Below are 25,101 nucleotides of genomic sequence, written 5' to 3'. Positions count from 1 at the left end.
CGTCACCGCGCAATGCCGCCGGGTAGCCTCGCACGCCGCGCCCGGGCGCCGCGCGTCGGGGAAAGCCCGTGCGCGGTTCCAACCCGGCAGGCACGCACGACCGCCTCACCGCTCGCCCTCGTGCGCGGCAATTCCGGTTCTCACCGGCGCAGGCACGCACGACTCAGACGGTCGTGCGCTCCGGCGGCAGCGTCAGCAAGTTGTGCACCTCGCTGTGCTCCTCCCCCGGCAGCCCGTCCAGCCCCCGCAACGCCGCGCTCCGCGCCGCCACCTCCGCCTCGGTCCGCGGCGACATCAGCGCCGACCCGCCCGTCGCCAACGCCTGGTTGGCCTCCACGAACTCCCGCGACCGCTGCTCGTACGCCGCGAAAGCGACGTCGTGCGGGGCGTCCGCCAGCTCGTACGCCAGCAAGTACGCACCGATCATCGCGAGACTCGACCCCTGCCCGGACAGGAACGACGTCGCGTGCGCGGCGTCCCCGGCCAGAGCGACGCGACCCTTCGACCACACCGGCATGTGGATCTGGCTGACCACGTCGAAGAACAGGTCGTCCGCCGAGCGCATCGCCTCGACCATCCGCGGCACCTCCCAGCCGCAGCCCTCGAAACGGCTCGCGACCAGTTCGCGCTGCGCGGCCGGGTCGGCGAACGCTTCGAAGGGCGCGTCCGCGCGGGTGAACACCAGGAACCCGTGCACGTGGTCACCGTCGCGGTTGCCCGCGGCGTAGAGCGACGCCGACCGGCCCGCTATCGCCCAGGACATGCCCTCGTGCGAGAGGCCGAGGTAGTTCGGCATGGTGAATCCGGCGAAGCAGTAGCCAAGGTAGCGGTGGAACTGCTCCTCCGGCCCGAACGCCAGCGAACGGGTCTTCGAGTGCAGGCCGTCCGCGCCGATGACCAGGTCGAACGTCTGACTCCGGCCGCTGGCGAAGGTCACGTCGACCGCGTCGCCGCGGTCGTCCAGCGCGGCGATCGACTCCGAGAAGCGGAACTCGACGTCGTCGCGGACCGCGTCGTACAACAGGCTGGTGAGGTCGCCGCGGGCCAGTTCGATGTCGTGCCCGGCCTCGTCCCCGGTGATCACAGTCGGCGCGACGCTGTTCAGCACGCTCCCGTCCGCGTCGAGGAACGAGAGCCGCCGGGTGGCGACGTGCCGCTCCCGCGCCTGCTCCGCCAGCCCCATCCGCCGCAGCACCTCGACGGCCGGGCCGCGCATGTCGATCGGGTACCCGCCGCCGCGCACCGCCGCCGCCTTCTCCACCACGGTGACCGCGAAGCCGTACTGGTTCAGCCAGTACGCCAGCGCCGGACCCGCGATGCTCGCCCCCGAGATCAGCACACTCCTGCTCATGGTTCTCCCCTTTGTTCCCCGGCAGGCGATAGATGCCTACCTTAGGTATCATTTTCGAGACCGGCCGGAACCGCCTCGCGCGATCCCGGTGACCCAACTGTATACCTAAGTTAGGTATCTATTCAAGGAGCCCGCGATGTCCGCCGTCCCTTCCCTGTTCCGGGACCTGCTCCCCCGGCTGAACGAGCTGAGCGGGACGCTGCGCCGGGGCAAGCTGTTCGAGCGCGCGGTCGAGGCGACCGGGCTGCCGCTGGAGCGGCCGGCGATGAGCGTGCTCGGCATCCTGCACATCGAGGACGCGCCGCTGCGGGTCGGCGAGATCGCGAACCGGATGAACGTCGTCGGGCCGCACGTGACGCGGCAGGTGCAGGGGCTGGAAAGCCGCGGGCTGGTGCGGCGCGTGGCCGACCCGGACGACCAGCGGGCGCGGCTGATCGAGCTGACGCCGGAAGGGAAAACCGCGGCCGAACGCTACGTCGCGGTCATCGAGGGCTGGTTCGCCGACGCGATGAGCGACTGGACCGCCGAAGACCGCCAGCTCCTCGACCGGCTGATGACGAAGCTGGTCGAGGACCTGACGGCCCGGCTGTCCGATTTGGACTGAACGGGGTTACCGCGACATCCGCAGGAACTCCTGCTGCTCGCGGTCGTAGCGCTGGGTCAGGCCGTTTCCGTAGCGGTCCCACCAGTTCTGCGTGTGCCCGTTCTGGCGGGTGGTCGTGTCGCCGTAGACCTCGCGGTCGTATTCGATCCGCGCGTCGTGGAACTGCTGCTGGAATTCCTGCGGCGTCAGGCTCTGCAAGTGCTGCACGGCGTCCGGGTCGAGGATGCGCGCGCTCTGCACGATGTCCGCGCCGCCCATGTGGTTGAGGATCGCCCGGACGCCGCCCGCGCCGCGCATGTGCGCGCCGGACATGATCGCGGCCTGGGTGCCCGCGTCGGTGAACTCCATCGCCCCGGCGCGGCGCGCGTTCGCGGTCATCAGCTGCGCGACCACCGCGCGTTCCTCGGCGCTGCCGAGGCCGTATTCCCGGCGGGCGGCCATGATCTGGTCGTAGCCGTTGTGCATGCTCTCGCGGAAGCCGTACGCCTCGCGCACACCGCCCTGTTCGCCGGTCGCGCCCTCGGACCGCATGATCGAATCGACGACCCGGTCGTCCAGCTGCTGCGGTGCGGCACCCCCAGCAGCCGCACCGCCGCCACCCGCCCCGGCTCCCCCGCCGCCCGTGCCGCCGCCGTAGCCCTGGGCCACCGCGGTGTCGGCGTCGGCGTAGTTCCGCGCCGCGTGCTGCACCTTGCCGTTGACCTGTTCGATCAGCTTCACGAAATCGCCGAGCGAGGACACGAGTTTCGACTGCAGCGCGGTGTTCGCCGCGGCGACCCCGCTGCCGATGCCCGCGAACGACAAGGCGTCGATCACGAGCGTCTCGAGGTCGCGGACGGCCGAGAACGCCGCGGCGCCGAGGCCCTCCACGCTCTTCACGATCGCCGACACCTCGGCCGGCAGCACCCGGTAGCTTCCCGCTGTCATGCCCGTGACCCTCGCGCACCGGCCCGGGGCGCGCCAACGGCCGAATTACCCACTTTCGAAGGGGATCGAATCGCTGCCCGGTGGGTACCTGGGCGGCATGGAGTCCGACGAGGACCGGCACGACCGGACCGACCACGAGATCGAGCTGCTCGCCGAGCGGCTCTGGGCCTGGTCCCGCGAACCGGACGGCGAGCGGGGGCCGGAGCTCGGCCCGCTCGCCGAGGCCGGGTTCGCCGTCGACGGCGGCGTCGCGCGGTACGGCTCCGGCCGTCCGTGCGTCGCCCTGCTGCTCCCGTCCGACCGGCACCGGGAGTTCGGGCACAACCTCGTCGCCGCGGCGGTACTCGGTGCCGCGCTCGCCACCGCCGCGACGCTGGAATCCGGTTCCGTCGTCGTCACCGACCGCGCGGGCGACGAGATCGACGCGGTGCTGACCTTCCAGCCCGGCGTGCACACCTGGGCCGCCGCGCCGCTCGCCGCGCGGACCGAGCTGCGCGTGACCGTGCACGGGAATTCCGGGCCGGCGCCCGAAGACAGCACCGACGCGGTCGCCGGGCTGGTGCAGGTCTTCACCGCGATCGCCGCGCTGCGGGCCCGGCTGCCCGCCGGCGCGGCGGTGCAGGGAATCGTGACGCACGGCGGGGAATCCACCGATGTGGTGCCCGATTTCGCCGAAGCCCGCTTCGGATTGCGCGCGCCGGACTCCGCAACGCTCGGGCACGTCGTCACCGAAGTGACCACCGCCGCCGAAGGCGCCGCGATGGCGACCGGAACCAAGGCGAACGTCGAACGGTTCGGCCCGATTCACGCGCGGTTCCAGGACAATCCGGTGCTGTCCGGGCATTTCGCCCGGCATCTCGCGGCGTGCGGGATCCACGCGTCCCCGTCCGGGTCCGCGGCGATCCCCGGCCGGCCCGAGGTCGGCGACCTGAGCGTGCGGATGCCGACGATCCACCCGTCCGTCGCCCTCCACGATCCGGTGCGCGCCGTCGGCAGCCGCGCGTTCGCCGAGGCGACCGGATCGCCGCGAGCCCAGACGGTGCTGCTCGCGACCGCATCGGCGCTGGCGCGCACCGCGTCGGACCTCCTCGCGCATCCCGCGCTGGTGCGCCAGGCTTGGGACAATTTCGCCGATCGAGCGCGGCGGGGTGGCTAGAGTCCTCCGCATGGGGACGAGTGATTTGCCGCTGCCCGGCGGCCGCAACCTTCGGGTCCACGACAGCGGAGGCGACGGCTTTCCGTTGGTGTGGCACCACGGAACTCCGCAATCCGGTCGCCTGCTGCCGCCGGTGGTCGAGGCCGCGTCCGCGCGAGGATTCCGGGTCGTTTCCTATGCGCGGCCCGGATACGGCGGGTCCACTCCGCAGGTCGGCCGCACGGTGGGCTCGGCCGCCGAGGACGTGCGACAGCTGGCCGACGCACTGGACCTGCCGCGGTTCGCGGTGATGGGAGCGTCCGGCGGCGGACCGCACACGCTGGCTTGCGCCGCGCTGCTGCCGGATCGGGTGACCGCGGCGGTGTGCCTCGCCGGATTGGCTCCGTACTCCGAGGAGTACGACTGGTACGGCGGGATGGTCGACGACAGCTCGTTGCGGGCCGCCCGCAAGGGCCGCGAAACCCGGCTGCAGCACGGAGAAACGCAGGAATTCGACCCGACGAGCTTCACCGACGCGGACTGGGCGGCGCTGCGCGGCACGTGGGGTCCCCTCGGCGAGGACGCCGGGGCCGCGGCGGACGTGGCCGCGGAAGCCGACGACGACCTCGCGTACGTCGCGCCGTGGGGCTTCTCCGCCGCCGACGTGCGGGTCCCGGTGCTGCTGGTGCACGGCGGCAAGGACCGGATCGTCCCGGTCAGCCACAGCGAATGGCTCCTGCGGAACCTCCCGGACGCCGAACTGTGGCTCCGCCCGCACGACGGGCACATCTCGGTGCTCAACGCGCTCCCGACCGCGCTCGACTGGCTGCGCAACCTCCCCGCCCGCTGACCGCCGGTTATCGTGTCGGGCATGAGCAACGTCGAGACCGACCCGGCCGAACTGGCCTGCGGCGGCGACCCTGTTGACCCCGGCAAGGTCGAGATCCTCGACGCCCGCGCCGTGCCGCTCGGCGGCCCGCGCGCGATGCCGGTCCGCCGCACGCTGCCGCAACGCCAGCGGTCGCTGATCGGCGCGTGGTGCTTCGCCGACCACTACGGTCCCGACGACACCTCCGTCAGCGGCGGCATGTCCGTCGGCCCGCATCCGCACACCGGGCTGCAGACGGTGAGCTGGCTGTTCACCGGCGAGATCGAGCACCGCGACAGCCTCGGCTCGCACGCGATGGTCCGGCCCGGCGAGCTGAACCTGATGACCGGCGGGCACGGCATCTGCCACGAAGAGGTGTCGACGCCGGAAACCACGACGCTGCACGGGGTCCAGCTGTGGGTAGCGCTGCCGGACGAGCACCGGCACACCGCCCGCGACTTCCAGCATTACGTCCCGCCGTCCACGGCCCTCGACGGGGCCACCGCACGCGTCTTCCTCGGCACGCTGGCCGGGGAAACCTCGCCGGTCAAGACCTTCACTCCGTTGCTGGGCGCGGAAATCGTCCTCGACCCGGGAGCATCGCTCAGCCTCGCCGCGGATCCGTCCTTCGAGCACGGCGTCCTGCTCGACACCGGAGAGCTCACCTTCGCGGGCACCCCGCTGCAGCGGGCCCAGCTCGGCTACCTCGGCATCGGCGCGACGGCGCTCGACCTGCACAACCCCGGGTCGTCCCCGGCGCGGGCGATCGTGCTCGGCGGGCCGCCGTTCGGCGAGGAAATCCTGATGTGGTGGAACTTCGTCGGCCGCAGCCACGACGAGATCGCCGAATACCGCGAAGCCTGGGAGGCGAACTCCGACCAATTCGGCGCGATCGAGCCGTACCCGGGCGGCCCGGCGCGGCTGCCCGCTCCCCCGCTGCCCGCGGTGCGGATCAAACCGCGCCGGAACCCGTCGTGAACGGCTGTCGCGGGGTAGGCGGGGGATCCGCGCTCACGACCCTCCGCTGAGCCGGTTCCGCGCCCCGGACGGGTCGAAGTTCACCCGCCGGAGCGGTCCCGCGGCCAAGAGCACCACCGCCACCGCGCTCAGTGCCGCGAGCACCAGCGCCGCCACGAACCGGGCCGGAACCGACGTCGCCGAGGACAGCACCGCGTACCCGCCGAGCACCACCGCGACCGGCCCGAACAGCGCGATCGCCGTCCGCACCGGCGGGATCCGGCTGCCGTCCGGCCGCCGCGCCGAGACGACCGCCGCGCCCGCCGACACCACCGCGGCCACCAGCAGGCAGGCGCCCACGGTGTCGGAGAGCCGGTGCCAGCTGAGCGCGACGGTCGCCGCGGCCACCCAGGCGACGCCGGGCGCACCCACGGCGAGCACCCAGGTCCGGAACCGCGCGGGCAGCACCACGGCCAGAGCCAGCAGCACGGCGGTGGCCGCGCTCACGTGCCCGCTCGGGAAGCTGTTGTGGTGCGGAGCCCCGGCCGACCCGACGTCCGGCCGGTCCAGCAGGTAGATCTTGAGCAGCTGCGCGGCGGCCAGCGGCAGCAAGTACAGCACCAGCGCGGTCACGCCGAGCGCGAACCGCTTGCGCAGCACGGCGAGCGCCACGATGACGATCCCGGCCGCGCCGAACACCTCGACCCCGTCGATCCCGGCCAGCGGCCGCGCCCAGTCCACAGTGGACCGCGGAAGGCCCTGCGCGAAGCGGACGACCCCGTCCTCCGCGCGCTGCCCGGCCTCGGTCCGCACGAACAGCAGGTAGGCGACGACGAACGCGCCCGCGAACCCGATCGCCGCGGCGATCAGCACCGCGGTCCGCGAACGCCGCGGCGGGGCGAGCGCGTGGCGCGGCGCGGACAGGGGCACGGTCGGCGGATCAGGAGTCAGTACTGCCATGCCTTCGAGCCTGGCCGCGGGATTTCGAGATCTCGTCAGGGCCGTGTCATGGTTTCGCTACAAGATCCGCCCGGCTCGCGCGAATCCGCTGGCATTCCGAATAATGGCCACCGTGGCTGTGGTGTTGGTGGTCGAGGACGACGCGTCCGTCCGCGAGGGCATGGAACTGGCGCTGCGCCGTCAAGGACACACCGTGCACACCGCGGCGACCGGCGAGGACGGCGTGGCGCAGCTGCGCGAACGCGCGCCGGACCTCGTGGTGCTCGACCTCATGCTGCCCGGCATCGACGGGTTCGAGACCTGCCGCCGGATCCGCGCGCTCGGCCAGGTGCCGATCATCATGCTCACCGCGCGCAGCGACGACTTCGACATCGTCGCCGGCCTCGAAGCGGGCGCGGACGACTACGTCGTGAAACCGGTCGAACCGCGCGTGCTCGACGCCCGCATCCGCGCGGTGCTGCGCCGCACTGCCGCCGAACCCGGCGGCGCGGGCCCCGAACAGCACGGCGACCTGGTGATCGACCGGGCCGGGATGCTGGTGCGCAAACACGGCGAACCGGTCTCGCTCACGCCGACCGAACTGAAGCTGCTGCTGGAGATCTCGCGCACGCCGGGCCAGATGTACAGCCGCAGCCAGCTGCTGGCGTCGGTGTGGGGACACGATTATCTCGGCGATTCCCGCCTGGTCGACGCCTGCGTGCAGCGGCTGCGCGCGAAGATCGAGGACGTCCCGGCGCGGCCGGACCACGTGCAGACGGTGCGCGGCTTCGGCTACCGGTTCGGCCGCTCGTGAAACGGCTCCGGTCGTGGGTGTCCGGGCTGCGCCTGCGGCTGGTGCTGGCGTTCGCGGCGATGACGCTGGTCGGCGCGGGCGCGGCGGCGGGCGCGAGCTACGTGTCCGCGCGCAACACGATCCTGGCCGGCGTGCAGGACCCGGCGATGGTGCAGCTGCGCGACGAGGTCCGGACGTACCTGCCGCAGCTGACCCTGCCGCCCGACCAGCGGCAGCTCGACAACATGGCGAGCTCGCTCAAGGGCGTCACGACCGTGGTGTTCGGGTCGCTGCATTCGCGCGTCGGGCTGAACCCGGCGGAGATACCCGGCGGGCTGCGCACTGCGGTCGCGGGCGGGACCAGCATCCAGTTCCAGCGCGTCATCGAGGGCGGGCGCCCGGTCCTCTACATCGGGATGCCGCTGCTGCGCTACGGCGCGACGAAGGGCGAACACACCGGCATCGAGGTCTACAAGACGGTCCCGCTCGCCACCCAGCAGGCCGCGATCGAGCAGCTGGCGACGCGCGCGTGGGTCATGACCGCGTTGGCCTTGCCGATCGCGGTCGCGCTGGCGCTGCTGGCCGCGCGGCAGGTGCTGCGACCGGTGCGCGCGCTGAACTCGGCGGCGCGCAAACTCGGCGACGGGCAGCTCGACGTACGCCTGCCCGCGAAGGGGTCCGACGAGCTGGCCCAGCTGGTCACCACGTTCAACCACACCGCGGCGGAACTGGAACGGACGGTCGGCTCGCTCCGCGAGATGGAGGCCGACGCGCGCCGGTTCGTCGCGGACGTCTCGCACGAACTGCGCACCCCGCTGGCCGCGATGAACGTGGTCACCGACGTCCTCGACGAAGACGCCGACCAGCTGCCCGCGGACACCGCCGTGGCGGCGCGCCTGGTGTCCGCCGAAACGCGGCGGCTGACCCGCCTCGTGCAGGACCTGGTCGAAATCTCCCGCTTCGACGCCGGACGGGCCGAGCTGCGCGTCGAGGAGGTCGACCTGGCCGAGGCAGTCGCGAACAGCGTCGCCGCCCGCGGCTGGACCGACTCCGTCGCGGCCGACCTGCCGAGCGTCACCGTGCCCGCGGACCCGCGACGGCTCGACCTAGTCATCGCCAACCTCGTCGGCAACGCCCTGCGTCACGGCGCGCCGCCGGTCGAGATCCGGCTGAGCACCGACGACACGACCGTCTACCTCACTGTCACCGACCACGGCCCGGGCATCCCCGAGGAGGTGCTGCCGAAGGTGTTCGACCGCTTCGCGAAGGCCGACACCTCGCGCCCCCGGTCCGACGGCAGCGGCCTCGGCCTGTCGATCGCGCTGGAAAACGCCCGGCTGCACGGCGGCGACATCGAAGCGGCGAACACCGGCGACGGGGCGCGGTTCACGCTCCGGCTGCCCCGCACCGCGAAGGAGGAGCGATGAAACTTCTGCGGCTCTTCGTCGCTTTCGCTGCCGTCTTGGCCCTCGCCGGTTGCGGTATCCAGCCGACCGGTGTGGTCCCCGCCGGCGACGCTCCCGGAGGTTTCCAGCTGGGCACGCCGCGTCCGCAGATCACGCTCTACTTCGTGTACGCGGGACAGCTCAGCCCGGTGCAACGTGCCTGGGCGAGGGACGCGACCCCCACGACGGTGCTGACGGAACTGTTCGGCGGCCCGACTCGTACGGAAGAACAAGAGGGCTTCTACTCGATGCTCTCGCCCGGCCGGCACGTCACGGTCGACACCTCGGCCCAGCCGGTGACCGTGACCGTCTCCGAATCGATGAAACTGCTGTATCCCGTCGGCCTGCAGCAGGTGGTCTGCACCGTGTCCGCGTCGCTGGCGGCGTCCGGGCAGCCGGTCGGCAAGGGGATCACTGTGGTCGCCTCGGACACCAAGCTCGAATCCCTGTACTGCAACTAGCCTTCCGGCACGAACCCGCGCACGACCCGCTCGACGATCCCCAGCATGGCTTCCGTCGCGCTCTCCCCCGGCGGCACCCGCCGCAACGCCGCCTCCAACGCGCCGAACACCGCACCGGTCAATCCAGCCGCCTCGACCCGGTCCAGCTGCGGCGCGCACGTCTCGTACAGCTTCTCCGCCCACCGATCGCCCACCGCCGCGTTGCGCAGCAGGTATCCCGCGCGCAACGCGGGCACCCCGGCCAGCAGCCGGGTGCGCACCTCGGTGAGCGGATGGTCCAGCGGAAAACTCCACGCGTCCGCCGTCACCAGTGCGTGGACGGTCCTGGTCACCATCTCCGCCACCGGCGTCCCCGGCTCCGCCGCGGCGAAGACCCCGTCCACCACCTCGTCGTAAAGATGCTGGTCAGCGAAGACGACGTCCTCTTTGGCGGCGAAGTAGTTGAAGTACGTCGCCGGGGACACCTTCGCCCGCGCGGAGATCTCGGCGACGGTCGTGCCGTCGTAGCCCTGCTCGTCGAACAGCGTGAGCGCCGCCTCGATCAGCGCCTGGCGGGTCCGCCGCTTCTTCTCTTCCCGCAACCCGGTCATGGCGTGAATCTTAGCGTTACTCTAAACTTAGAGAGTCTCTAAGATTGGAGGTCCCGATGGAACGGACCGGATGCGTGGTCGCCGGGGGCGGTCCGGCAGGCGTGATGCTGGGCCTGCTGCTGGCCCGGGCCGGGGTCGAGGTGGTGGTGCTGGAGAAGCACCGCGACTTCCTGCGGGACTTCCGCGGCGACACCGTGCACCCGTCGACGCTGCGCCTGCTGGACGAACTGGGCCTCGGCGCCCGGTTCGCCGCGCTGTCCCGTTCGGTCCTGGAACGGATGAAAATGGAGATCGGCGAGGAAACGGTGATCGCCGCCGACTTCAGCAGGCTGCGCGGCCCGCACAAGCACATCGCGATGGTCCCGCAAGCCGAATTCCTGGGCCTGCTGGCCGAAGCCGGTGCGGCCGAACCGAAATTCACCCTGCGCATGGGCGCTTCTGTTACCTCTCTGCGCCGCGAAGGCGGACGCGTCACGGGCGTCAACTACCGCGATGACAGCGGTGCCATCGCCGCACTCGAAGCCCCGCTCACCGTGGGCTGCGACGGACGCTGGTCGAAAGTGCGCCAAGAACTCGGCCTCGCATTGCGGGAGACAGACGTCCCGATGGACGTCTGGCAGGTGCGAGTGCCGAAAGCCGGACCGGGCGAACAGGGGGTGTTCGCCCGGTTCGGCCCCGGATACGCCTCGGTGACCATGGACCGCGGCGATTACTACCAGACCTCGTACCTCATCCCGCGAGGCCAAGACGCCCGCCTGCGTTCTGGCCCGATCGAAGACTTCCGCTCACGCCTGGCCGAGTTGTTCGGCTGGACGCCCGCGCAGGTATCCGCCGTCCGCTCGTGGGACGACGTGAAGTTGCTGGAGGTGACCATGGGCCTGCTGCCGCGCTGGCACGCCCCCGGCGCGTTGTGCATCGGCGATGCAGCCCACCCGATGTCGCCGGTTGGCGGTGTCGGGGTGAACCTGGCCGTGCAAGACGCCGTCGCCACCGCACGACTCCTCGCGGAACCGTTGCGGCGCGGGGAAGTTCCGGTGTCCCGCCTGGCCGCCGTACGCCGCCGCCGGTTGTTGCCGACTGTCGCGGTGCAGTCGAGTCAGCGGGGTGAACACGAAATGCTGCTGCGTCCCGCACTCGCCGGGACGCTGGACCGCTTACCCGCGCCGATGCGGGTGGTGCAACGATTCCCGGCGCTTTCCGGGGTGACTGCTTACCTTGGCGGCGTTGGGCTGCGGCCGGAACACGCCCCTGCTTTCGCCCGACGGTCTGGTGTGGACAGTCACGCTGGCTGACCGTTTGGCGGTCCGGTGCGGTGCCGTTGGGGGTTTGCGGCACCGCACCGGATTTGCTGTTCCGGTGGGCGGCACCGGACGCACTGCCTTGTTGAACGGTGCCGCACAGAACTCAGCGCCTTGTTGGCCGGTGCCGCACCGACTCGCTGCCTTGTCGGACGGGGCCGCACCGAACTGGCTGCCTTGTCGGACGGGGCCGCACCGAAGCGTGCTCCAGCCTCAGCCATCGCAGCGGGAAGCTCCGCCGAGCCGCAGCGTCGCCAACCAAGACTGCGCTGGCTTCCCGCAACGCCGGATTCCTCTTCCATCGCAGCGGTTCCGGCCCAGAACATGGTCCGGCCGCCCCTCTTCCGGAAGGGCAACCGCATCGCCCAACGGAGCCGCACCGTCAGCCAGCACACCACCGGCTTCCAGCACCGCCCCGGACTCACCCCTCGGCTAAACGGAACACGTCGCAGTTCACGGCAGCGAGCCGTCCGAACTCCGCCGGAGCAGCATCCGCACGGCTACCCCGGCGCTTCAACCACGCCGACCAGCGCTATCCCGCGCCGCTACGCCGGGTAAGCCCGCACCGATCGGGCGTCCTGCAACGCGCGAGCCCACCATTCGAGCTGGTCGAGCAAGGCCTTCGCCGCGGTCTCGACGGCAGGGTCGAGCGGTTCGCCGTCCTCCCCGAACCGCCCGTGGACCCCGTGGAAGCTCACGGTTTCGCGGATGGTGACCGCGTGCAGTTCGGCGAAGACCGGGCGGAGGTGCTCGACCGCGCGCAGCCCGCCGGAAATCCCGCCGTAGGACACGAACGCGACCGGCTTCGCGTGCCATTCGCCGCGGAACCAGTCGAGGACGTTCTTGAGCGCGGCCGGGTAGCTGTGGTTGTACTCGGGCGTGATCACGACGAACGCGTCCGCCGCTTCGAGCCGGGCAGCGACGGGCGCGGCCCCCTCGCCGTTCATCGCGAGCGGCAGCGAGATCTCGGCGACGTCGAGGACGTCGACCTCGAACCCGCCGTGGCGGTCGGCCTGGCGGGAGAACCAGCGGACGACCGTGGGGGCGAACCGCCCTTCCCTGGCGCTGCCCACGAGCACAGCGAGCCGGACGGGAGCTTCGGACACGTTTTTCTCCTTTTTTCCGGGGCGGAACAGGTTTCCCGCCTCCGGAAAGGAGTCTCGAACTTCAAGCTCCCTTTAAGTCAAGCTATGCTGTGCGCATGGCGAAAACGGAGCTGCCCGAACTGACCGTGGGCGAACTCTCCCACCGCAGCGGCGTACCCGCGTCGGCCCTCCGGTTCTACGAGGACGAGAACCTGATCCAAAGCAGGCGCACCGCGGGCAACCAGCGCCGCTACCGCCGCGACACCCTGCGGCGGGTCACGTTCATCCGCATGTCGCAGCGGGTGGGCATGCCGCTGGCGCAGATCCGCGACGTGCTGGCCCTCCTCCCGGACGACCGCACCCCGACCCGCGCCGACTGGTCCCGCATCTCGTCCTGCTGGCGCTCCGACCTGGACCAGCGCATCCGCCAACTGGAACAACTCCGCGACCAACTGAACGACTGCATCGGCTGCGGCTGCATGTCCCTGGCCAAATGCCGCCTGGCCAACCCAGAAGACCGCCTAGGCCAAGACGGCCCCGGCCCGCGCCGACTGCCGGACCACCGGGGCACCGGATTCGAGTGAGACCGCTCGGCAGCTGACTCCGGGAGGTTGGCTGGCTGCTCGGCCGAGGCTTCTTCGCGTGGGACTGCGGGGGTTCTCCGCGGGACTGCACCTCCGCGAGGCCGCGTCCGCTTCGGCTACCAGCCCAGTGTTCACGGCGCACTCTCACCGCGCACTTCAGCAACCAGCTCGCTGCACGCTCTCACTGCGCGTTGGCCAGCAACCCGCCTCTCACCGCACATCCTCACCTCCCTCGCCACTCCCGCTCTCGCCGCGCGCTCGCCTCAGCGACGAGCCAACTTTCACCACATGCCATCACCACGCCTGCTTCAGCCGCCAGCCCCGCTCTCGCTTCACGCTCGCACCTCAGTCCGCAGTCCCGCTCTCGCCGCACGCGCGGACTGCACCCACCTCAGCCACCGGCCGTTCTCTCACCACATCCCCTCACCACACCCGCCAGTCCTGCACCCGCCGTGCGCTCGCACGGCACCCACCTCAGCCACCAGCCCCGCTTTCGCCACGCGGCCTCGCCAGTCCTGCTCACGCCGCACGCTCGCACGGCGGCCGCCTCAGCCACCCTCCGCTCTCTCGCCACCTTTCCTCGCCGCACCCGCCTCAGCCGCCAGCCCTGCTTTCGCCACGTGCCCTCGCCCGCACCCGCCAGCCCCGCTCTCGCACCGCACCCGCCTCAGCCACCGGTTCCGCTCTCGCCGCGCGCTCGCACCACGCCCGCCGCACCCGCCAGTCCCACTCTGACCACGCGCCCTCATCGCGCATTGGCCAGCATGCGTCGCCATCACTCCCTCGGCCCGCCGGGCGAACTGTGCGGCGGCTCGTAGGTCAGGTACAGAGCGAGAGAGCAGCGACGGTGCGCGTGTTCCGCGACGCGAGCTCCCAGGTCAGCCGGTCACTCGCTCAGCGCGTCAGTCGCTCCAGGTCATCCCAGCAGCAACCCCCTCACGTAGGCGGCCTGTCCGGCGTGTTGCAGGTCGTCGGAGAGCACGCTGACCAGCCGGACGCCAAGCGTGACCGGCGGGTTCCAGCCTTCGTCGACCACGCGGTCCAGTGCCGTCCCGTTGAGGCTGGTCACCCACGAAACCGTGTGCTCGTGCACGGCGTCGTAGTAGCCGGTGAGCAAATCCGGCGACTTCGGCTGGACCTTGGCCACGTCGTCGCTGCTGTGCCCGTAACCGATGTCGCCGGCGGGAAACGGCAGGGCGAATTTCTCGCGCCAGTCCTGTGCCGTCCAGAACTGGTCGGTGCCCGCGACGTCCGCGACGTGGTCGTCCTGCACCCGCGCCAAATGCCACACCAGCCAGCCGATCGAGTTGGCCTCCGGGCCGGGGCGCGCCGCCAGTTGCTCCGCGGTCAGCCCGTCGACTGCCTGGTGCACCACTTCCCGCACCCGGCCGAATCCGTCCACGAGCAGATCGGCCACATTCATCTCGCGCTCCTCTTCGTCGTCGTGCGCTTGCCTCGATCATGCCTCGAAGATCCGCTTGTGCCCAGCACTGTGACTCGAGCGGCGCGAGGGGTCCATTCGCACCAGATCGAACGGCCTCGGCACGGAAAATCCGTTGACTACCAGCGGTGACCGCAACTGTCCACTTCGGACCTGACGCGCGCGGCCAGCGGCAGGTAGACTCCGGCGCGAGAGCGATCTGCACGCCGACGACGCGAACGGAGGGACCCGTGGCGGTCACCGCGCCCCGAGCCCTGCCCGGGTTCGACAACATCGCCGGCATCGCGATTCCCGCCTGGGCGGGCATGGTGATCGCCGCCGCCTGCGCGATTTCGGCGATCACGGTGCTGCTGGTGATCCTGCGCAACCGGCGGAAGTAGTTCACGCAGCGCGTTCGCTGCGATATCCGGCGGATCTCACGTGCGGCAGTGCGGAATCCTGCGCCAGACCGGGAGGATCATCGGTCCGCGCGCGTGAACCGGCTGGTGATGACGTGGTCCTTGGCCGGTCCGGTCACCACCCATTCCTGCTCCCACTGGCGAGCGTCTAGCACGCGGTACGCCCCGCGATACCAGTCGGCGGCGCACGGATGATCGGCTGTCCACTCGCCGGTCGCCAGGTCCACGTCGTGGAAAAACCCGCCGTGGTCGAAGTGGACCGCGGCGCGCGAGCCGCCGGACGGACGGTAGTGCAGAGTCCGGACAAATGGTCCGCGATGCGCTCCGAGCTGCAGCTCTCCTGACTCCCGATAGACGAGCACCCCGTCCTCGCAGGTGAACGTCGCCCGGCCGCTCGCCTCGCCCAGCGCCGCTCCGTCGACGTCGACGATTTCGCGCGCGAGCTGCCATTCGCCGGAGAAATACCCGGTCAGGTCATCGATCGGAAAAGCCACGGATCCCATTGTGCGCCTCCGGTCCGCGGGCGAGGGGCACCGGGACTGTCGTCTCGACACCGTCTGTCACGGGGGTGGCGTGAAGGGTCCCGTCATCCCCGGTGTCACCAGTCGCCAGGCTGTTTACCCTGTGCGACCGGGCCCGTCGCGAACGCCGAAAACGGCCGGTGCGATGGGGACTCTCGCGCCGAACCCGGCGGGGCAGGCTCGCCCGGACGGCTCGCCGCCCTAGAATCGGCCGCGTGGCGCACCCCGATCTGGCCGAGCAGGCCACCCGTTCCCCCGCTCTCGAGACCTTGCAGCGCGTCTTCGGCTACGACGCGTTCCGCGGCGACCAGGCGGAGATCGTCGAGCACGTGATCTCCGGCGGCGACGCGCTGGTGCTCATGCCCACCGGCGGCGGGAAATCGCTGTGCTACCAGATCCCGTCGCTGGTGCGCCCCGGCGTCGGCGTGGTGATCTCGCCGCTCATCGCGCTGATGCAGGACCAGGTCGACGCGCTGCGCAACGTCGGCGTGCGCGCCGGATTCCTCAACTCCACCCAGGATTTCGCGCAGCGGCAGGAGGTGGAGGAGGCGTTCGTCGCGGGCGAACTGGACCTGCTCTACCTCGCGCCCGAACGACTGTCGGTCGAATCCACCGTGCGGCTGCTCGACCGCGGTAAAATCGCCCTGTTCGCGATCGACGAAGCGCACTGCGTCTCCCAGTGGGGCCACGATTTCCGCCCCGACTACCTGATGCTGTCGTCGCTGCACGAACGCTGGCCGGACGTGCCCCGAATCGCGCTCACCGCCACCGCGACCGAGGCCACGCACAAGGAAATCTCGCAGCGGCTCGGCCTGGACGGCGCGAAGCATTTCGTCGCGAGCTTCGACCGGCCCAACATCCAGTACCGGATCGTCCCGAAGAACTCGCCGCAGAAGCAGCTGCTCGACCTCCTCCGCACCGAGCACCAGGGCGACGCCGGGATCGTCTACTGCCTGTCGCGCGCATCGGTGGAGAAGACGGCGGATTTCCTGGTGCAGAACGGAATCCGGGCAGTGCCGTACCACGCCGGGCTCGACAAGTCGACTCGCGCGGCGAACCAGGCGAGGTTCCTGCGCGAGGACGGGCTCGTCGTGGTCGCCACGATCGCGTTCGGCATGGGCATCGACAAACCGGACGTCCGGTTCGTCGCCCACCTCGATCTGCCGAAGTCCGTGGAAGGCTATTACCAGGAAACCGGCCGCGCGGGCCGCGACGGGCAGCCGTCCACCGCCTGGCTCGCGTACGGGCTGCAAGACGTGATGCAGCTGCGCAAAATGATCGACAAGTCCGAGGGCGACGAGATGCATCGCCGCCTGCAAGCCCGGCACCTGAACGCGATGCTGGCGCTGTGCGAGACGGTCGAATGCCGGCGCACGCAGATCCTCGCGTACTTCGGGCAGTCCGGCCAGCCGTGCGGGAACTGCGACACCTGCCTGGCCCCGCCGGAACGCTGGGACGGCACCATTCCCGCGCAGAAACTACTGTCCACAGTGGTCCGTCTGCGCAACGAGCGGCGGCAGAGTTTCGGCGCCGGCCAGATCATCGACATCCTGCTGGGCAAGACGACGCCGAAGGTCACCCAGTTCCAGCACGACACGCTGAAGGTCTTCGGCATCGGCACCGAACTGCGCGAACCGGAATGGCGCGCGGTGGTGCGGCAGCTGCTGGCGCGCAACCTGCTCGCGGTCGAGGGCGATTACGGATCGCTGGTGCTGACCGAAGGTTCGACCGCGGTGCTGAACGGTTCCCAGGAAGTGCAACTGCGCCGCGAACCGGAACGCCCGGCGCGCGCCCCGCGCACGTCCCGCCGCACGCCAGCCGCTCCGATCGACATGCCCCCAGAGGCGGAACCGGTGTTCGAGCGCCTGCGTGCCTGGCGCGGGGCGACGGCGAAGGAACAGGGCGTCCCGGCGTACGTGATCTTCCACGATGCGACGCTGCGCCAGATCGCCGCGATGATGCCGACGACGCTCGACAAACTGGGCACGGTGAGCGGGGTCGGCGAGAGCAAGCTGGCCAAGTACGGGGAGGGTGTGCTGGCGGTGCTGGCCGAGGAGTGAGGCTGGCCGGAAGAACAGGCGGCGTCCCCTCGACAGTCGTCCCTGCTAAGCAGCTTCAGAACGTTCCGCCTGGCGATGCCGCTGCCCGGAAGGCTTGGTTCGTGCTCGTACCAAGCGTTCCGGGCAGTACATTGCGGGGATGGCGTGGGGTTTGAGCGAGCTGATCGCGAAGCACGACGTACCGGGCGCGCAGGTCGCGGTGCTGGCCGACGGCGAGATCCGGGACGAGGCCGCGGGCGTGCTGAGCCTCCGCACGCGAGTCGAGGCCACGACCGACTCGGTGTTCAAGATCGGTTCGATCACCAAGATCTGGACCGCCACCCTGGTCCAGCAGCTGGTGAACGACGATCTGCTCGACCTCGACCGCCCTCTTCACGCCTACCTGCCCGGGTTCCGGCTGAGCGACCCGGCGGCCACTGAAACCCTGACCGCCCGCCACCTGCTCACCCATACCGGCGGGGTCGACAGCAACCACCTCGTCGACACCGGACGCAACGACGACGCGATCGAGAAGTTCGTCGCTGCCCTCGCCGACGCGGCTCATCTCTTTCCCCCGGGCCGCGTTTTCTCCTACTCCAACAGCGGATACGCCGTGCTCGGCAGGCTGGTCGAAGTCTTGCGCGGCAGGACCTTCCACGACGTGCTCCGGGATCGATTAGCGACGCCGCTGGGACTTTCCACCCTCGCCTCCGACACTTACGAAGCGATCCTGCACCGCACCGCGGTCGGCCACGTCGAGACCGAAGGAAGACTCGCGCCGACGAAGAGCTGGGCAGTCCGCTATTTCTCCACGCCCAGCGGCTCGCACCTCGCGATCAGTGCCCGCGATCTGCTGGAGTTCGTTCGCCTGCACCTCGCCGACCACACGCTCGCGGGACTGCGCGAACCCCAGCTCGAATCCGTCCCCGACTTCGGCGGCGGCGTCCTCGGCTGGGGGCTCGGCTGGATGCTCTACCGCGACGGCGTCGTCGGCCACACCGGCGTCTCCAAAGGCCAGAAGGCTTTCCTGCGCGTCGTCCCCTCGGCCGGGGTGGCGATGGCCGTCCTGACCAACAGCGCGGGCGCCGAACCTCTGGCCCACGAACTCTTCAGCACGGTGCTCCGGGACCTCGCCGGCGTCGAGACGGCACCGCTTCCCGTACCGCCCGCGAAATCCGTTCCCCTCGACGTGGACCGGATGTGCGGCACCTACCGCACCACCTCGGACGACATCACTCTGACCGTCGACAACGATCGAGCGTTCCTCACTTACCGTCCCCGCAAGGAGACCGCCGCATCGCGGCACGGCAAGCCAGCGCGGCGCGTCGAGGTGGTCCGCCTCGACGACCACGCGATCATCACCGCCGAACCGAAGTTCGACGGCCACCAGGTCTGGTCACTGATCGGCTCCGACGCGCGCGGCCGCGCGCGCTTCCTGCACAACGGAGCCGCCGCCTACCGAGTCGATTGATCTTCACGCGACCCGGCACGGCCCTGCGGAAGGTGCGCGAACCCGGGTCCCAGCCAGCAGCGTCACTCAGCCGTCCGAGGACGCGTGGTGTCCGAGACCTTCCGCACCGCGCCGGCGATCTGCGAGTGATACCGCCCGTTGGTCTTCTCGTCCACGAAGCGCGCCGCCTTTCCCACGGCCTCGTTGACCTTCTGCGGGTTGTTCCGCACATACGACACCGCGCCCGCGGCACCGGCCAGCATGGTGAGTTTCTTCATCAAAGCCATCGCGCACAGCCTTCCCCTGCGGAAACATCCGTCACCTTCTCAACGCCGCCACGCCGCCGCGAGTTCCCCCGGGGAAACTTGGGTGACAGGAGGTGCCGAAGGCAGGCATCATCCGACGCGTGCGCGATCTTTCGGCCCTTCCCAAGGTGCATCTCCACGTCCACCTCGAGAGCACAGTCCGCCCGGGGACGCTCAAGGAGCTCGCGGCTGTCCACGGAGTCGAAGTGCCGCACAAACCGGCCGCGTTCAACGGGTTTCGGGCGTTTGCCGATCGCAACAGTCTCACTCGGTCGTGTCTGCGCGCGGCGGAAGACTTCGAGCGGATCGCGCGTGAGTTCTGCGCGGACGAAGCCGCGCAGGGGACTCGGTACGTCGAGGTTACGTTCACCGCCGCGTCGCATGGGGAACGGCTCGGGGATCTTGAACTGCCGCTCGACGCGGTCCGCAAAGGACTGACGGAGGGCGGAAAAGAGCATGGGCTGCAATGGCGATTGGTCCTCGATCACTCGCGACGCAGGTCAGTCGAGCGGGCGATGAAGACCTTGGAACTCGCCAAGCAGCATGAAGAGGTCGTCGCGATCGGGATGGCGGGCGAGGAAAGGCATTCGCTCGCTCCGTTCCGGGAGGTGTTCGTCCGGGCGCGGGAGGCGGGAGTGCACCTCGTTCACCACGCGGGCGAGGACGCCGGGCCGGAGAGCATCCGTGAGGCGATTGAAATCGGTGGCGCGGAGCGTATCGGCCACGGGATCCGCATTGTCGAGGATCACGAACTGACCGCCCAGGTCGCGGAAAGCGGGATCGCACTTGAGGTGTGTCCGTCGTCGAACGTCACGCTCGGGTTGGTGCCGACGCTTCCGCGGCACCCGCTCCCCCGGTTGATCGAGGCGGGGCTTCGGGTCACGCTCAACACGGATGTCCCGGACGTCACGGGCACCACCATCACCGACGAATTCACTCGGGCGAGGGAAGTTTTCGGGTACGACGACGCGACCTTGGCGCGGCTGGCCCGCAACGCGGTCGAGGCATCGTTCGCACCGGAGGAGACCAAAGTGTTGCTGCGCAAGGAGATTAACGACTGGCTCAGGTCGGCAGAAGGCGCGTGACGAGCACGCCCAGCTGCTGCGCGTTCCGGCATTCGTGCATCTCCACCAGGTCCGCGTAGTCCGGCGCGGCCGAATCGCCGGTCCCCCACAGGGATCGGCGTTCGGGATTCAGCCAGTGGACGTGCCGGGCACGCGAGCGGATCGCGCGGACGGCCTCGAGATTCGGGTCGCCGCCGTTCGTCCGGGCGTCGCCCAGGATGAGGACCGACGTTCGCGGGCCGACGGCGTCGAGCCAGTGCGAAGTGAATTGTCCTAGTGCGCGGCCGTAATCGCTGTGGCCGTCCCAGCGGACGACTGCGGCTTCGCTGAGCATCCGCGCGCCCAGCTGTTCGGGATCGGCGGCGCCGGTGTCCACGAGATGTGTTACCTCGTCGGTGCTGTCGACGAAGCCGAAGACGCGGATCTTGCTGAACTGGTCCCGCAAAGCCTGCACCAGCAGCATCGTGAAGTTCGCGAAACCCGCCACCGAACCGGAAAGGTCGCACAGGAGGATGATTTCCGGGCGGCCGGGACGCCGGTGCCGGTAGGCTGGACGCAAGGGCACGCCGCCAGTGGAGAGTGAACGACGCAGCGTTCGGCGCAAGTCGATCTGGCCGCGTGTGGTGCGTTTGCGGCGTGCGGCAAGCCTGGTGGCGAGTTTCCGGGACAGCGGCTGGATCGTGCGCCGCAGTTCGGCCAATTGCGTGCGGCTGGCCAGAAGAAAGTCGACGCGGTCGGCGGCGGGCGCGATCGCGTGCTTGGCGATCCGTTCGCGGCCCCGGACCTCGGCGGCCCGGCGGCGGGCTTCGGTGCGCACCCGGCCGCGGAAACCCTCGACGCGGCGGCGGATTTCGTCGCGGGTGAGCCGGTCGGTGAACTCGTCCGGGGCGCCCGCGGCACGCATCGCGGCCAGCACCTGGGCGATGAGCGTCTGCGGTTGCAGGCGGTCCAGCGTCTGGTGCGCCGAATACCCGCCGCCGGGGCCGGTTCCCACGCCGTACTGGCCCAGCAGGTCCACGGCGAGTCCGGCGAGCTGGTCCAGCGCCTGGTCGTCGCCTTCGGCCAGGGCGGCGGCGAGCGCTTCCCGCAGCTCTTCCCGGTCCCGCGGCGGGTTTTCGCGCGCAAGCTCCGGGGCGCCGACGCCGGCCGGGAAGTACAGGTCGAACGCGGCGTCGAACACCGTGCGCTGCCCGCCCCGGCGGACCAGCGCGGCGGCGAGCCCTTCGCGGACCAGTTCGCGGTCGTCCAGGCCGAGCACCTCCAGCGCGGCCGCCGCGTCGGCCGTCTCCCCCGGACCGGCCGGGATGCCTTGCGCCCGCAAGGCCCGCACGAACTCGGCGAGCCGTCCGGTCAGGCCCGGCGCGGCGGTCACGACGCGTCCAGCACCTGGTCGAGACGCAGCCCGGCCCCGGCCTTCGCGATGTCGTCCTGGTGCTTCAGCACGACGCCGAGGCTTTCGCGCACCACCCGTTCGTCGAGCGCGCCCGCGCCGAGCTCCAGCAGCGTGCGCGCCCAGTCGACGGTCTCCGCCACCGACGGCAGTTTCCGCAGGTCCATCGCCCGCAGCGCGGCGATCACCCGCACCACCGAATCCGCCAGCGCGGCCTCGATGCCGGGCACCTTGAGCCGGACGATCTCGCGTTCCAGGTCCTCGTCCGGGAAATCGATGTGGAGGAACAGGCACCGCCGCCGCAGCGCCTCGGACAGCTCGCGCGTCGCGTTCGACGTCAGCACCACGAACGGCTGCTGCGTCGCGGTGATCGTGCCGAGTTCGGGCACGGTCACCTGGAAATCGCCGAGCACCTCCAGGAGCAGGCCCTCGATCTCGACGTCGGCCTTGTCCGTTTCGTCGATCAGCAGCACGGTCGGCTCGGTGCCGGAGATCGCGGTGAGCAGCGGGCGGCGCAGCAGGAATTCCTCGCCGAAGATGTCGGTGCGCGCCTCGTCCCACGTCTCGTCGCGGCCCGCGGTGATCCGCAGCAGCTGCTTCGCGTGGTTCCACTCGTACAGCGCGCGGGCCTCGTCGATGCCCTCGTAGCACTGCAACCGCACCAGCCGCGAGCCGGTGACCTCGGCGACCGCCGTCGCCAGCGCGGTCTTGCCGACCCCGGCCGGGCCCTCGACCAGCAGCGGCTTCCCCAGCCGGTCGGCGAGGAACACCGTGGTCGCGACCGCGGTCGACGCGAGGTACCCGGCCTCGGCCAGCTGCGCCGACACGTCGTCGACGGACGAGAAAAACCCGGTGCCCACGTGGCCTCCTAAGCGATCGCTCACCCGCACTGTACTGGGCGGCGGACGCCAACGGCTTCCTGCCGACCAGACATCGGATCTAAGCGCGCTCACCACCTAGAAGACACACGGAAATCCCGAGATTCCTCCGACGTATGCCGGAGCCGGTTCACGGCAGGCTCGGAATGACCTGGTCCACCAGCCGTTTCGCGACCGGGCAGGACCCTTCGTTGCTCACGGACCGGTCGAGGTACCAGATGCGCACCGCCGAGTCCGTGCCCGGGATCTGGACCTGGTAACGGCAGCCGCCGCCGGCTTTCGTGGTGTCCTTCCGGACTTCGTGCCCGCTCTGGGTGCTCGATTCGCTGTGCCCGCTCCAGTCCTCCGCCTCGCCGAGCTCCAGCGTCGCGGCCAGGTCGCCGCCGGTCAGCTTGCCCGACGGCGGGTTCCACTCGGTGCGGCAGCCGCCGACGCCTCCCGACGCCCCGGAGTCCGCCAGCTTGTACTCGCTGTGCTGCGGGTCGATCGGCGTGCCCCGCGCGGCGGTCGCCAGCAACTCGCAGGCGTTCGTTTTCGCGAACGTCTCCTCCGGGCCGGCGCCGCCGCATCCCGCCACCGAGACGGCGACCGCCAGCACGGGCACGAGCCGCTTAATCATTGCCATGGAACCCCTGCCACGCGTCCTCTTCGTCGTCGAACTCGCGACCGGCCGCCTTGTCCGGGCGGACACTGCCCGATTCCGAGACGGCGTGCGGCGATTTCAGCCCCGCGTTGCCGAACGCGGCTTCGATGTCCTCCTGGATGTTGGCCGTGCCGGCGTTGTCCAGCGCGCTGGCGTTCGGGGTCGCCGAGATCATCGCGCCGCCCTGGACGCGCAGGGTCAGGTAGCCGAAGCTTCCGCGCACCTCACGCGGCGCTTCGGGCTCCGCCGCCGAAGCGCGTTCTCGCTGCTGCCGGAGCCGTTCGTTCTCGTTGCGCTCCCGGCTGGCCCTGGCTGCCGCGACCACTTCGTCGAGCGTCGGGACCACCACGGGACCGTCCGCGTCGCCCGGGGCCTCGGCGGGCGGCGGTTCCGAAGCCAGGCGTTCGGATCTGGCCTGCACCGCCGCGTCTAGCGCGGACAGGTACGCCTCCGTCAGCGCTTCGCCGAGGAAAGCCGGCTCGACCCGGTCTTTCCAGTGGTCCAGGACCGTCGCCTCGACCAGCTTGAGGTCCTCGTCCAGCGTGATCGTGACGACGCCGGTCCGGTCGGACGCGCGGAAACCGCGCGCGTGCCCGGTGCCGACCAGCACGGGTTCGGCGACGGTCGGCAGTGCCTGCGGCTCCGGGGCCCGATCGAGCCGTGCACTGATGTCCCGAAGTGCTTCCAGCCCCGCGTCGAGCGTGTTCGCCGAGGCGACCGGATCGGTCATTGTCGTTCCTCCGTGCGGCTAGCCGGCCAGGCTCGGCCATTTGTCGTGCGGGAATTCCGCGGCGTCGTACTGGATGCTGGTGGCGTCGCGCGTGCGCCCGACCGCCTCGCTGTACATCTCGACCACCTTGGTGAGCCGCTGCCCCGCGGTGGTGACGAGCTTCTCGACGAGTTTGCCCGCTTCCCCGATGGCTTCCAGCGCGCCGACGATCGTCCCGGCCTCGACCAGAACGGCGACGAACTCCCCCGCGATGGCGGCGAAGGCGTCGCCGAGTTCCTTCACGAACATGATGTTCGCCTTGGCGATGTCGAGCAGCCAGCTGCTGATGTTGTCCGCTTTGGTCTTGATCGCGCCCAGCGCGGCGTGCTGCAGGTCGACGGCGTCGTTGTACGCGTTCCGGGCCGCGCCTTCCCAGTACCCGAAGTTCGCGTCCGGGTGTTCCTTGACGACGCCCTGGAGCTGGGACGCGGGACGCTGGGCGTCCTCCAGCCAGGAGAACCCCTGGACGATGATCGAGACGATCGGGGTCGAATGCTCCAGGATCTTCTTGATGTCCTCGACGATCTTCGTCAGCTTCTCGCTGAGCGCCTTCATTCCCCGGTCGAAGGCGATGACCGCCGGGCCCAGGACGTACCGCCACGCGGAGTCCGCCCATTTGCCGACGAACTCCCGGAACCCGTTGACCATGTCGTTGACCCACTGGACCAGCTGGTCGATCAGTTTCTTGAACTCGGCGGTGGTGCTTTCCGCGTCCTCGCTCACGAGCCGCCCTCCGGGATCTTCTTCGACCAGTCCTTGAGGTCGAGTTCGACGATTTCTTCGTTCTGGTCGTAGGTGTTGGCCGCCTTGACCAGCACGTCGCCGATGTGGCCCATGTCCGCGCCCGCCGTGGAGAGTTTCTGCTCCATGAACTGCTGGAGCTTGTCGTAGGCGGATTTGTCGATCGCGGCGACCCCGGCGGTGAGGAGGAAGTTCACGCCGTCGCCGATCCAGAACGCCGAGATGTCGAGCGTCATGCCGGAAACCGCCGTGTGCACGCCGGCGATCTTCTCCGCGTGCGGATCCCACTTCTTCGCTTCGGTGCGCAAAGCGCCGGTGATGACCTTGTAACCGGCCATGCGTTCCTCCCTCGTTCGCCGTCGGGCTGCCCGGCCGTGACGGGCGCCACAGCCCGCATAGTACGGAGCCAAATGGGATGTCGCGCG

The 25,101-nt window shown here is 70.2% G+C and carries 27 protein-coding genes; 13 read left to right on the top strand and 14 right to left on the bottom strand.

The window, feature by feature from the left end; translation table 11 throughout:
* Window positions 1-163: 163 nt before the first annotated feature.
* Window positions 164-1,351, bottom strand: a complete 1,188-nt coding sequence (locus FKO37_RS20780; protein ID WP_238605479.1) for an FAD-dependent monooxygenase — start codon at window positions 1,349-1,351, stop codon at window positions 164-166.
* Between the two features lie 136 nt (window positions 1,352-1,487).
* Here FKO37_RS20780 and FKO37_RS20775 point away from each other — a divergent pair, with 136 nt between their 5' ends.
* Entirely contained in the window at window positions 1,488-1,955 is a 468-nt protein-coding gene (locus tag FKO37_RS20775) for a MarR family winged helix-turn-helix transcriptional regulator (protein ID WP_037812343.1), read from the top strand.
* Window positions 1,956-1,961: 6 nt separating this feature from the next.
* On the opposite strand, the gene FKO37_RS20770 is transcribed toward FKO37_RS20775, so the two are convergent.
* The gene (locus tag FKO37_RS20770; protein WP_238605478.1) at window positions 1,962-2,882 is read right to left on the bottom strand and encodes a hypothetical protein; all 921 of its coding nucleotides are present in this window, start codon (window positions 2,880-2,882) and stop codon (window positions 1,962-1,964) included.
* On the opposite strand from FKO37_RS20770, the gene FKO37_RS20765 reads away from it, so the two are divergent.
* From FKO37_RS20765 to FKO37_RS20755, 3 genes are read left to right on the top strand one after another with little or no spacing between them, the layout of a single operon-like run.
* The gene (locus FKO37_RS20765) at window positions 2,881-4,038 is read left to right on the top strand and encodes a hypothetical protein (RefSeq protein ID WP_238605477.1); all 1,158 of its coding nucleotides are present in this window, start codon (window positions 2,881-2,883) and stop codon (window positions 4,036-4,038) included. The two genes, FKO37_RS20770 and FKO37_RS20765, sit on opposite strands and share 2 nt — an antisense overlap.
* 10 nt (window positions 4,039-4,048) lie before the next feature.
* Window positions 4,049-4,867 (top strand): alpha/beta fold hydrolase, encoded by an 819-nt coding sequence (locus FKO37_RS20760; protein ID WP_238605476.1) that lies wholly within the window; start codon window positions 4,049-4,051, stop codon window positions 4,865-4,867.
* A gap of 21 nt (window positions 4,868-4,888) precedes the next feature.
* A complete protein-coding gene (locus FKO37_RS20755; protein WP_238605475.1) occupies window positions 4,889-5,863 on the top strand; it encodes a pirin family protein in 975 nt (324 codons plus the stop codon).
* Window positions 5,864-5,896: 33 nt separating this feature from the next.
* Here the strand turns inward: FKO37_RS20755 and FKO37_RS20750 are convergent, their stop codons facing one another.
* Window positions 5,897-6,802 carry a phosphatase PAP2 family protein gene (locus tag FKO37_RS20750; RefSeq protein ID WP_134670430.1) on the bottom strand — a complete coding sequence of 302 codons (906 nt, stop codon included), beginning with the start codon at window positions 6,800-6,802 and terminating at the stop codon, window positions 5,897-5,899.
* Window positions 6,803-6,914: 112 nt separating this feature from the next.
* On the opposite strand from FKO37_RS20750, the gene FKO37_RS20745 reads away from it, so the two are divergent.
* Genes FKO37_RS20745 through FKO37_RS20735 form a run of 3 tightly spaced genes read left to right on the top strand, consistent with a single transcriptional unit; the run spans window position 6,915 to window position 9,480 of the window.
* The gene (locus FKO37_RS20745; protein WP_308196537.1) at window positions 6,915-7,595 is read left to right on the top strand and encodes a response regulator transcription factor; all 681 of its coding nucleotides are present in this window, start codon (window positions 6,915-6,917) and stop codon (window positions 7,593-7,595) included.
* Window positions 7,596-7,654: 59 nt separating this feature from the next.
* Window positions 7,655-9,001, top strand: a complete 1,347-nt coding sequence (locus FKO37_RS20740; RefSeq protein ID WP_238608305.1) for a HAMP domain-containing sensor histidine kinase — start codon at window positions 7,655-7,657, stop codon at window positions 8,999-9,001.
* Window positions 8,998-9,480 carry a hypothetical protein gene (locus FKO37_RS20735; protein ID WP_037812357.1) on the top strand — a complete coding sequence of 161 codons (483 nt, stop codon included), beginning with the start codon at window positions 8,998-9,000 and terminating at the stop codon, window positions 9,478-9,480. Before FKO37_RS20740 ends, FKO37_RS20735 begins: the two co-directional genes overlap by 4 nt.
* Here FKO37_RS20735 and FKO37_RS20730 read toward each other — a convergent pair.
* Window positions 9,477-10,070 carry a TetR/AcrR family transcriptional regulator gene (locus FKO37_RS20730; RefSeq protein ID WP_238605473.1) on the bottom strand — a complete coding sequence of 198 codons (594 nt, stop codon included), beginning with the start codon at window positions 10,068-10,070 and terminating at the stop codon, window positions 9,477-9,479. The genes FKO37_RS20735 and FKO37_RS20730 overlap by 4 nt on opposite strands.
* Before the next feature lie 56 nt (window positions 10,071-10,126).
* On the opposite strand from FKO37_RS20730, the gene FKO37_RS20725 reads away from it, so the two are divergent.
* On the top strand, window positions 10,127-11,362 hold the full coding sequence (locus tag FKO37_RS20725; RefSeq protein ID WP_238605472.1) for an FAD-dependent oxidoreductase: 1,236 nt from the start codon (window positions 10,127-10,129) through the stop codon (window positions 11,360-11,362).
* A gap of 551 nt (window positions 11,363-11,913) precedes the next feature.
* Here FKO37_RS20725 and FKO37_RS20720 read toward each other — a convergent pair.
* Window positions 11,914-12,474 carry an NADPH-dependent FMN reductase gene (locus FKO37_RS20720; RefSeq protein WP_134670126.1) on the bottom strand — a complete coding sequence of 187 codons (561 nt, stop codon included), beginning with the start codon at window positions 12,472-12,474 and terminating at the stop codon, window positions 11,914-11,916.
* 95 nt (window positions 12,475-12,569) lie between these two features.
* On the opposite strand from FKO37_RS20720, the gene soxR reads away from it, so the two are divergent.
* Window positions 12,570-13,037: a redox-sensitive transcriptional activator SoxR gene (soxR, locus tag FKO37_RS20715; protein ID WP_037812758.1), complete on the top strand. Its 468-nt coding sequence runs from the start codon at window positions 12,570-12,572 to the stop codon at window positions 13,035-13,037.
* 916 nt (window positions 13,038-13,953) lie between these two features.
* Here soxR and FKO37_RS20710 read toward each other — a convergent pair.
* A complete protein-coding gene (locus FKO37_RS20710; protein ID WP_037812365.1) occupies window positions 13,954-14,460 on the bottom strand; it encodes a DUF664 domain-containing protein in 507 nt (168 codons plus the stop codon).
* Between the two features lie 248 nt (window positions 14,461-14,708).
* On the opposite strand from FKO37_RS20710, the gene FKO37_RS20705 reads away from it, so the two are divergent.
* Window positions 14,709-14,858, top strand: coding sequence for a hypothetical protein (locus FKO37_RS20705; protein ID WP_238605471.1), 150 nt, complete (start codon window positions 14,709-14,711; stop codon window positions 14,856-14,858).
* A 77-nt stretch (window positions 14,859-14,935) separates the two neighbouring features.
* On the opposite strand, the gene FKO37_RS20700 is transcribed toward FKO37_RS20705, so the two are convergent.
* Window positions 14,936-15,370: a DUF6314 family protein gene (locus tag FKO37_RS20700; RefSeq protein ID WP_238605470.1), complete on the bottom strand. Its 435-nt coding sequence runs from the start codon at window positions 15,368-15,370 to the stop codon at window positions 14,936-14,938.
* A 242-nt stretch (window positions 15,371-15,612) separates the two neighbouring features.
* Here FKO37_RS20700 and recQ point away from each other — a divergent pair, with 242 nt between their 5' ends.
* Both recQ and FKO37_RS20690 read left to right on the top strand, forming a co-directional pair.
* A complete protein-coding gene (recQ, locus tag FKO37_RS20695) occupies window positions 15,613-17,457 on the top strand; it encodes a DNA helicase RecQ (protein ID WP_037812369.1) in 1,845 nt (614 codons plus the stop codon).
* A gap of 139 nt (window positions 17,458-17,596) precedes the next feature.
* Entirely contained in the window at window positions 17,597-18,907 is a 1,311-nt protein-coding gene (locus tag FKO37_RS20690; RefSeq protein ID WP_238605469.1) for a serine hydrolase, read from the top strand.
* A 62-nt stretch (window positions 18,908-18,969) separates the two neighbouring features.
* Here FKO37_RS20690 and FKO37_RS20685 read toward each other — a convergent pair whose 3' ends face one another.
* Entirely contained in the window at window positions 18,970-19,173 is a 204-nt protein-coding gene (locus FKO37_RS20685) for an antitoxin (protein ID WP_037812373.1), read from the bottom strand.
* A gap of 119 nt (window positions 19,174-19,292) precedes the next feature.
* On the opposite strand from FKO37_RS20685, the gene add reads away from it, so the two are divergent.
* Entirely contained in the window at window positions 19,293-20,276 is a 984-nt protein-coding gene (add, locus tag FKO37_RS20680) for an adenosine deaminase (protein ID WP_238608304.1), read from the top strand.
* On the opposite strand, the gene FKO37_RS20675 is transcribed toward add, so the two are convergent.
* From FKO37_RS20675 to FKO37_RS20650, 6 genes are all read right to left on the bottom strand, one after another.
* Window positions 20,254-21,627 carry a VWA domain-containing protein gene (locus tag FKO37_RS20675; RefSeq protein ID WP_037812376.1) on the bottom strand — a complete coding sequence of 458 codons (1,374 nt, stop codon included), beginning with the start codon at window positions 21,625-21,627 and terminating at the stop codon, window positions 20,254-20,256. The genes add and FKO37_RS20675 overlap by 23 nt on opposite strands.
* Window positions 21,624-22,505: a MoxR family ATPase gene (locus FKO37_RS20670; RefSeq protein ID WP_009080300.1), complete on the bottom strand. Its 882-nt coding sequence runs from the start codon at window positions 22,503-22,505 to the stop codon at window positions 21,624-21,626. Before FKO37_RS20670 ends, FKO37_RS20675 begins: the two co-directional genes overlap by 4 nt.
* 148 nt (window positions 22,506-22,653) lie before the next feature.
* A complete protein-coding gene (locus FKO37_RS20665; protein ID WP_158691474.1) occupies window positions 22,654-23,142 on the bottom strand; it encodes a hypothetical protein in 489 nt (162 codons plus the stop codon).
* The gene (locus FKO37_RS20660) at window positions 23,135-23,896 is read right to left on the bottom strand and encodes a hypothetical protein (RefSeq protein ID WP_238605468.1); all 762 of its coding nucleotides are present in this window, start codon (window positions 23,894-23,896) and stop codon (window positions 23,135-23,137) included. Before FKO37_RS20660 ends, FKO37_RS20665 begins: the two co-directional genes overlap by 8 nt.
* Before the next feature lie 18 nt (window positions 23,897-23,914).
* Window positions 23,915-24,658: a hypothetical protein gene (locus FKO37_RS20655; RefSeq protein ID WP_037812380.1), complete on the bottom strand. Its 744-nt coding sequence runs from the start codon at window positions 24,656-24,658 to the stop codon at window positions 23,915-23,917.
* Window positions 24,655-25,014 carry a hypothetical protein gene (locus FKO37_RS20650; RefSeq protein WP_051172698.1) on the bottom strand — a complete coding sequence of 120 codons (360 nt, stop codon included), beginning with the start codon at window positions 25,012-25,014 and terminating at the stop codon, window positions 24,655-24,657. The genes FKO37_RS20655 and FKO37_RS20650 overlap by 4 nt, the downstream gene beginning before the upstream one ends.
* Between the last annotated feature and the right edge of the window lie 87 nt (window positions 25,015-25,101).

This window comes from Amycolatopsis sp. Poz14 (assembly GCF_006704225.1).
Taxonomy (GTDB): Bacteria; Actinomycetota; Actinomycetes; order Mycobacteriales; family Pseudonocardiaceae; genus Amycolatopsis; species Amycolatopsis nivea.
Note: the sequence above shows the minus strand (reverse complement) of the source record. Positions and strands in the feature narration are given on the sequence as shown.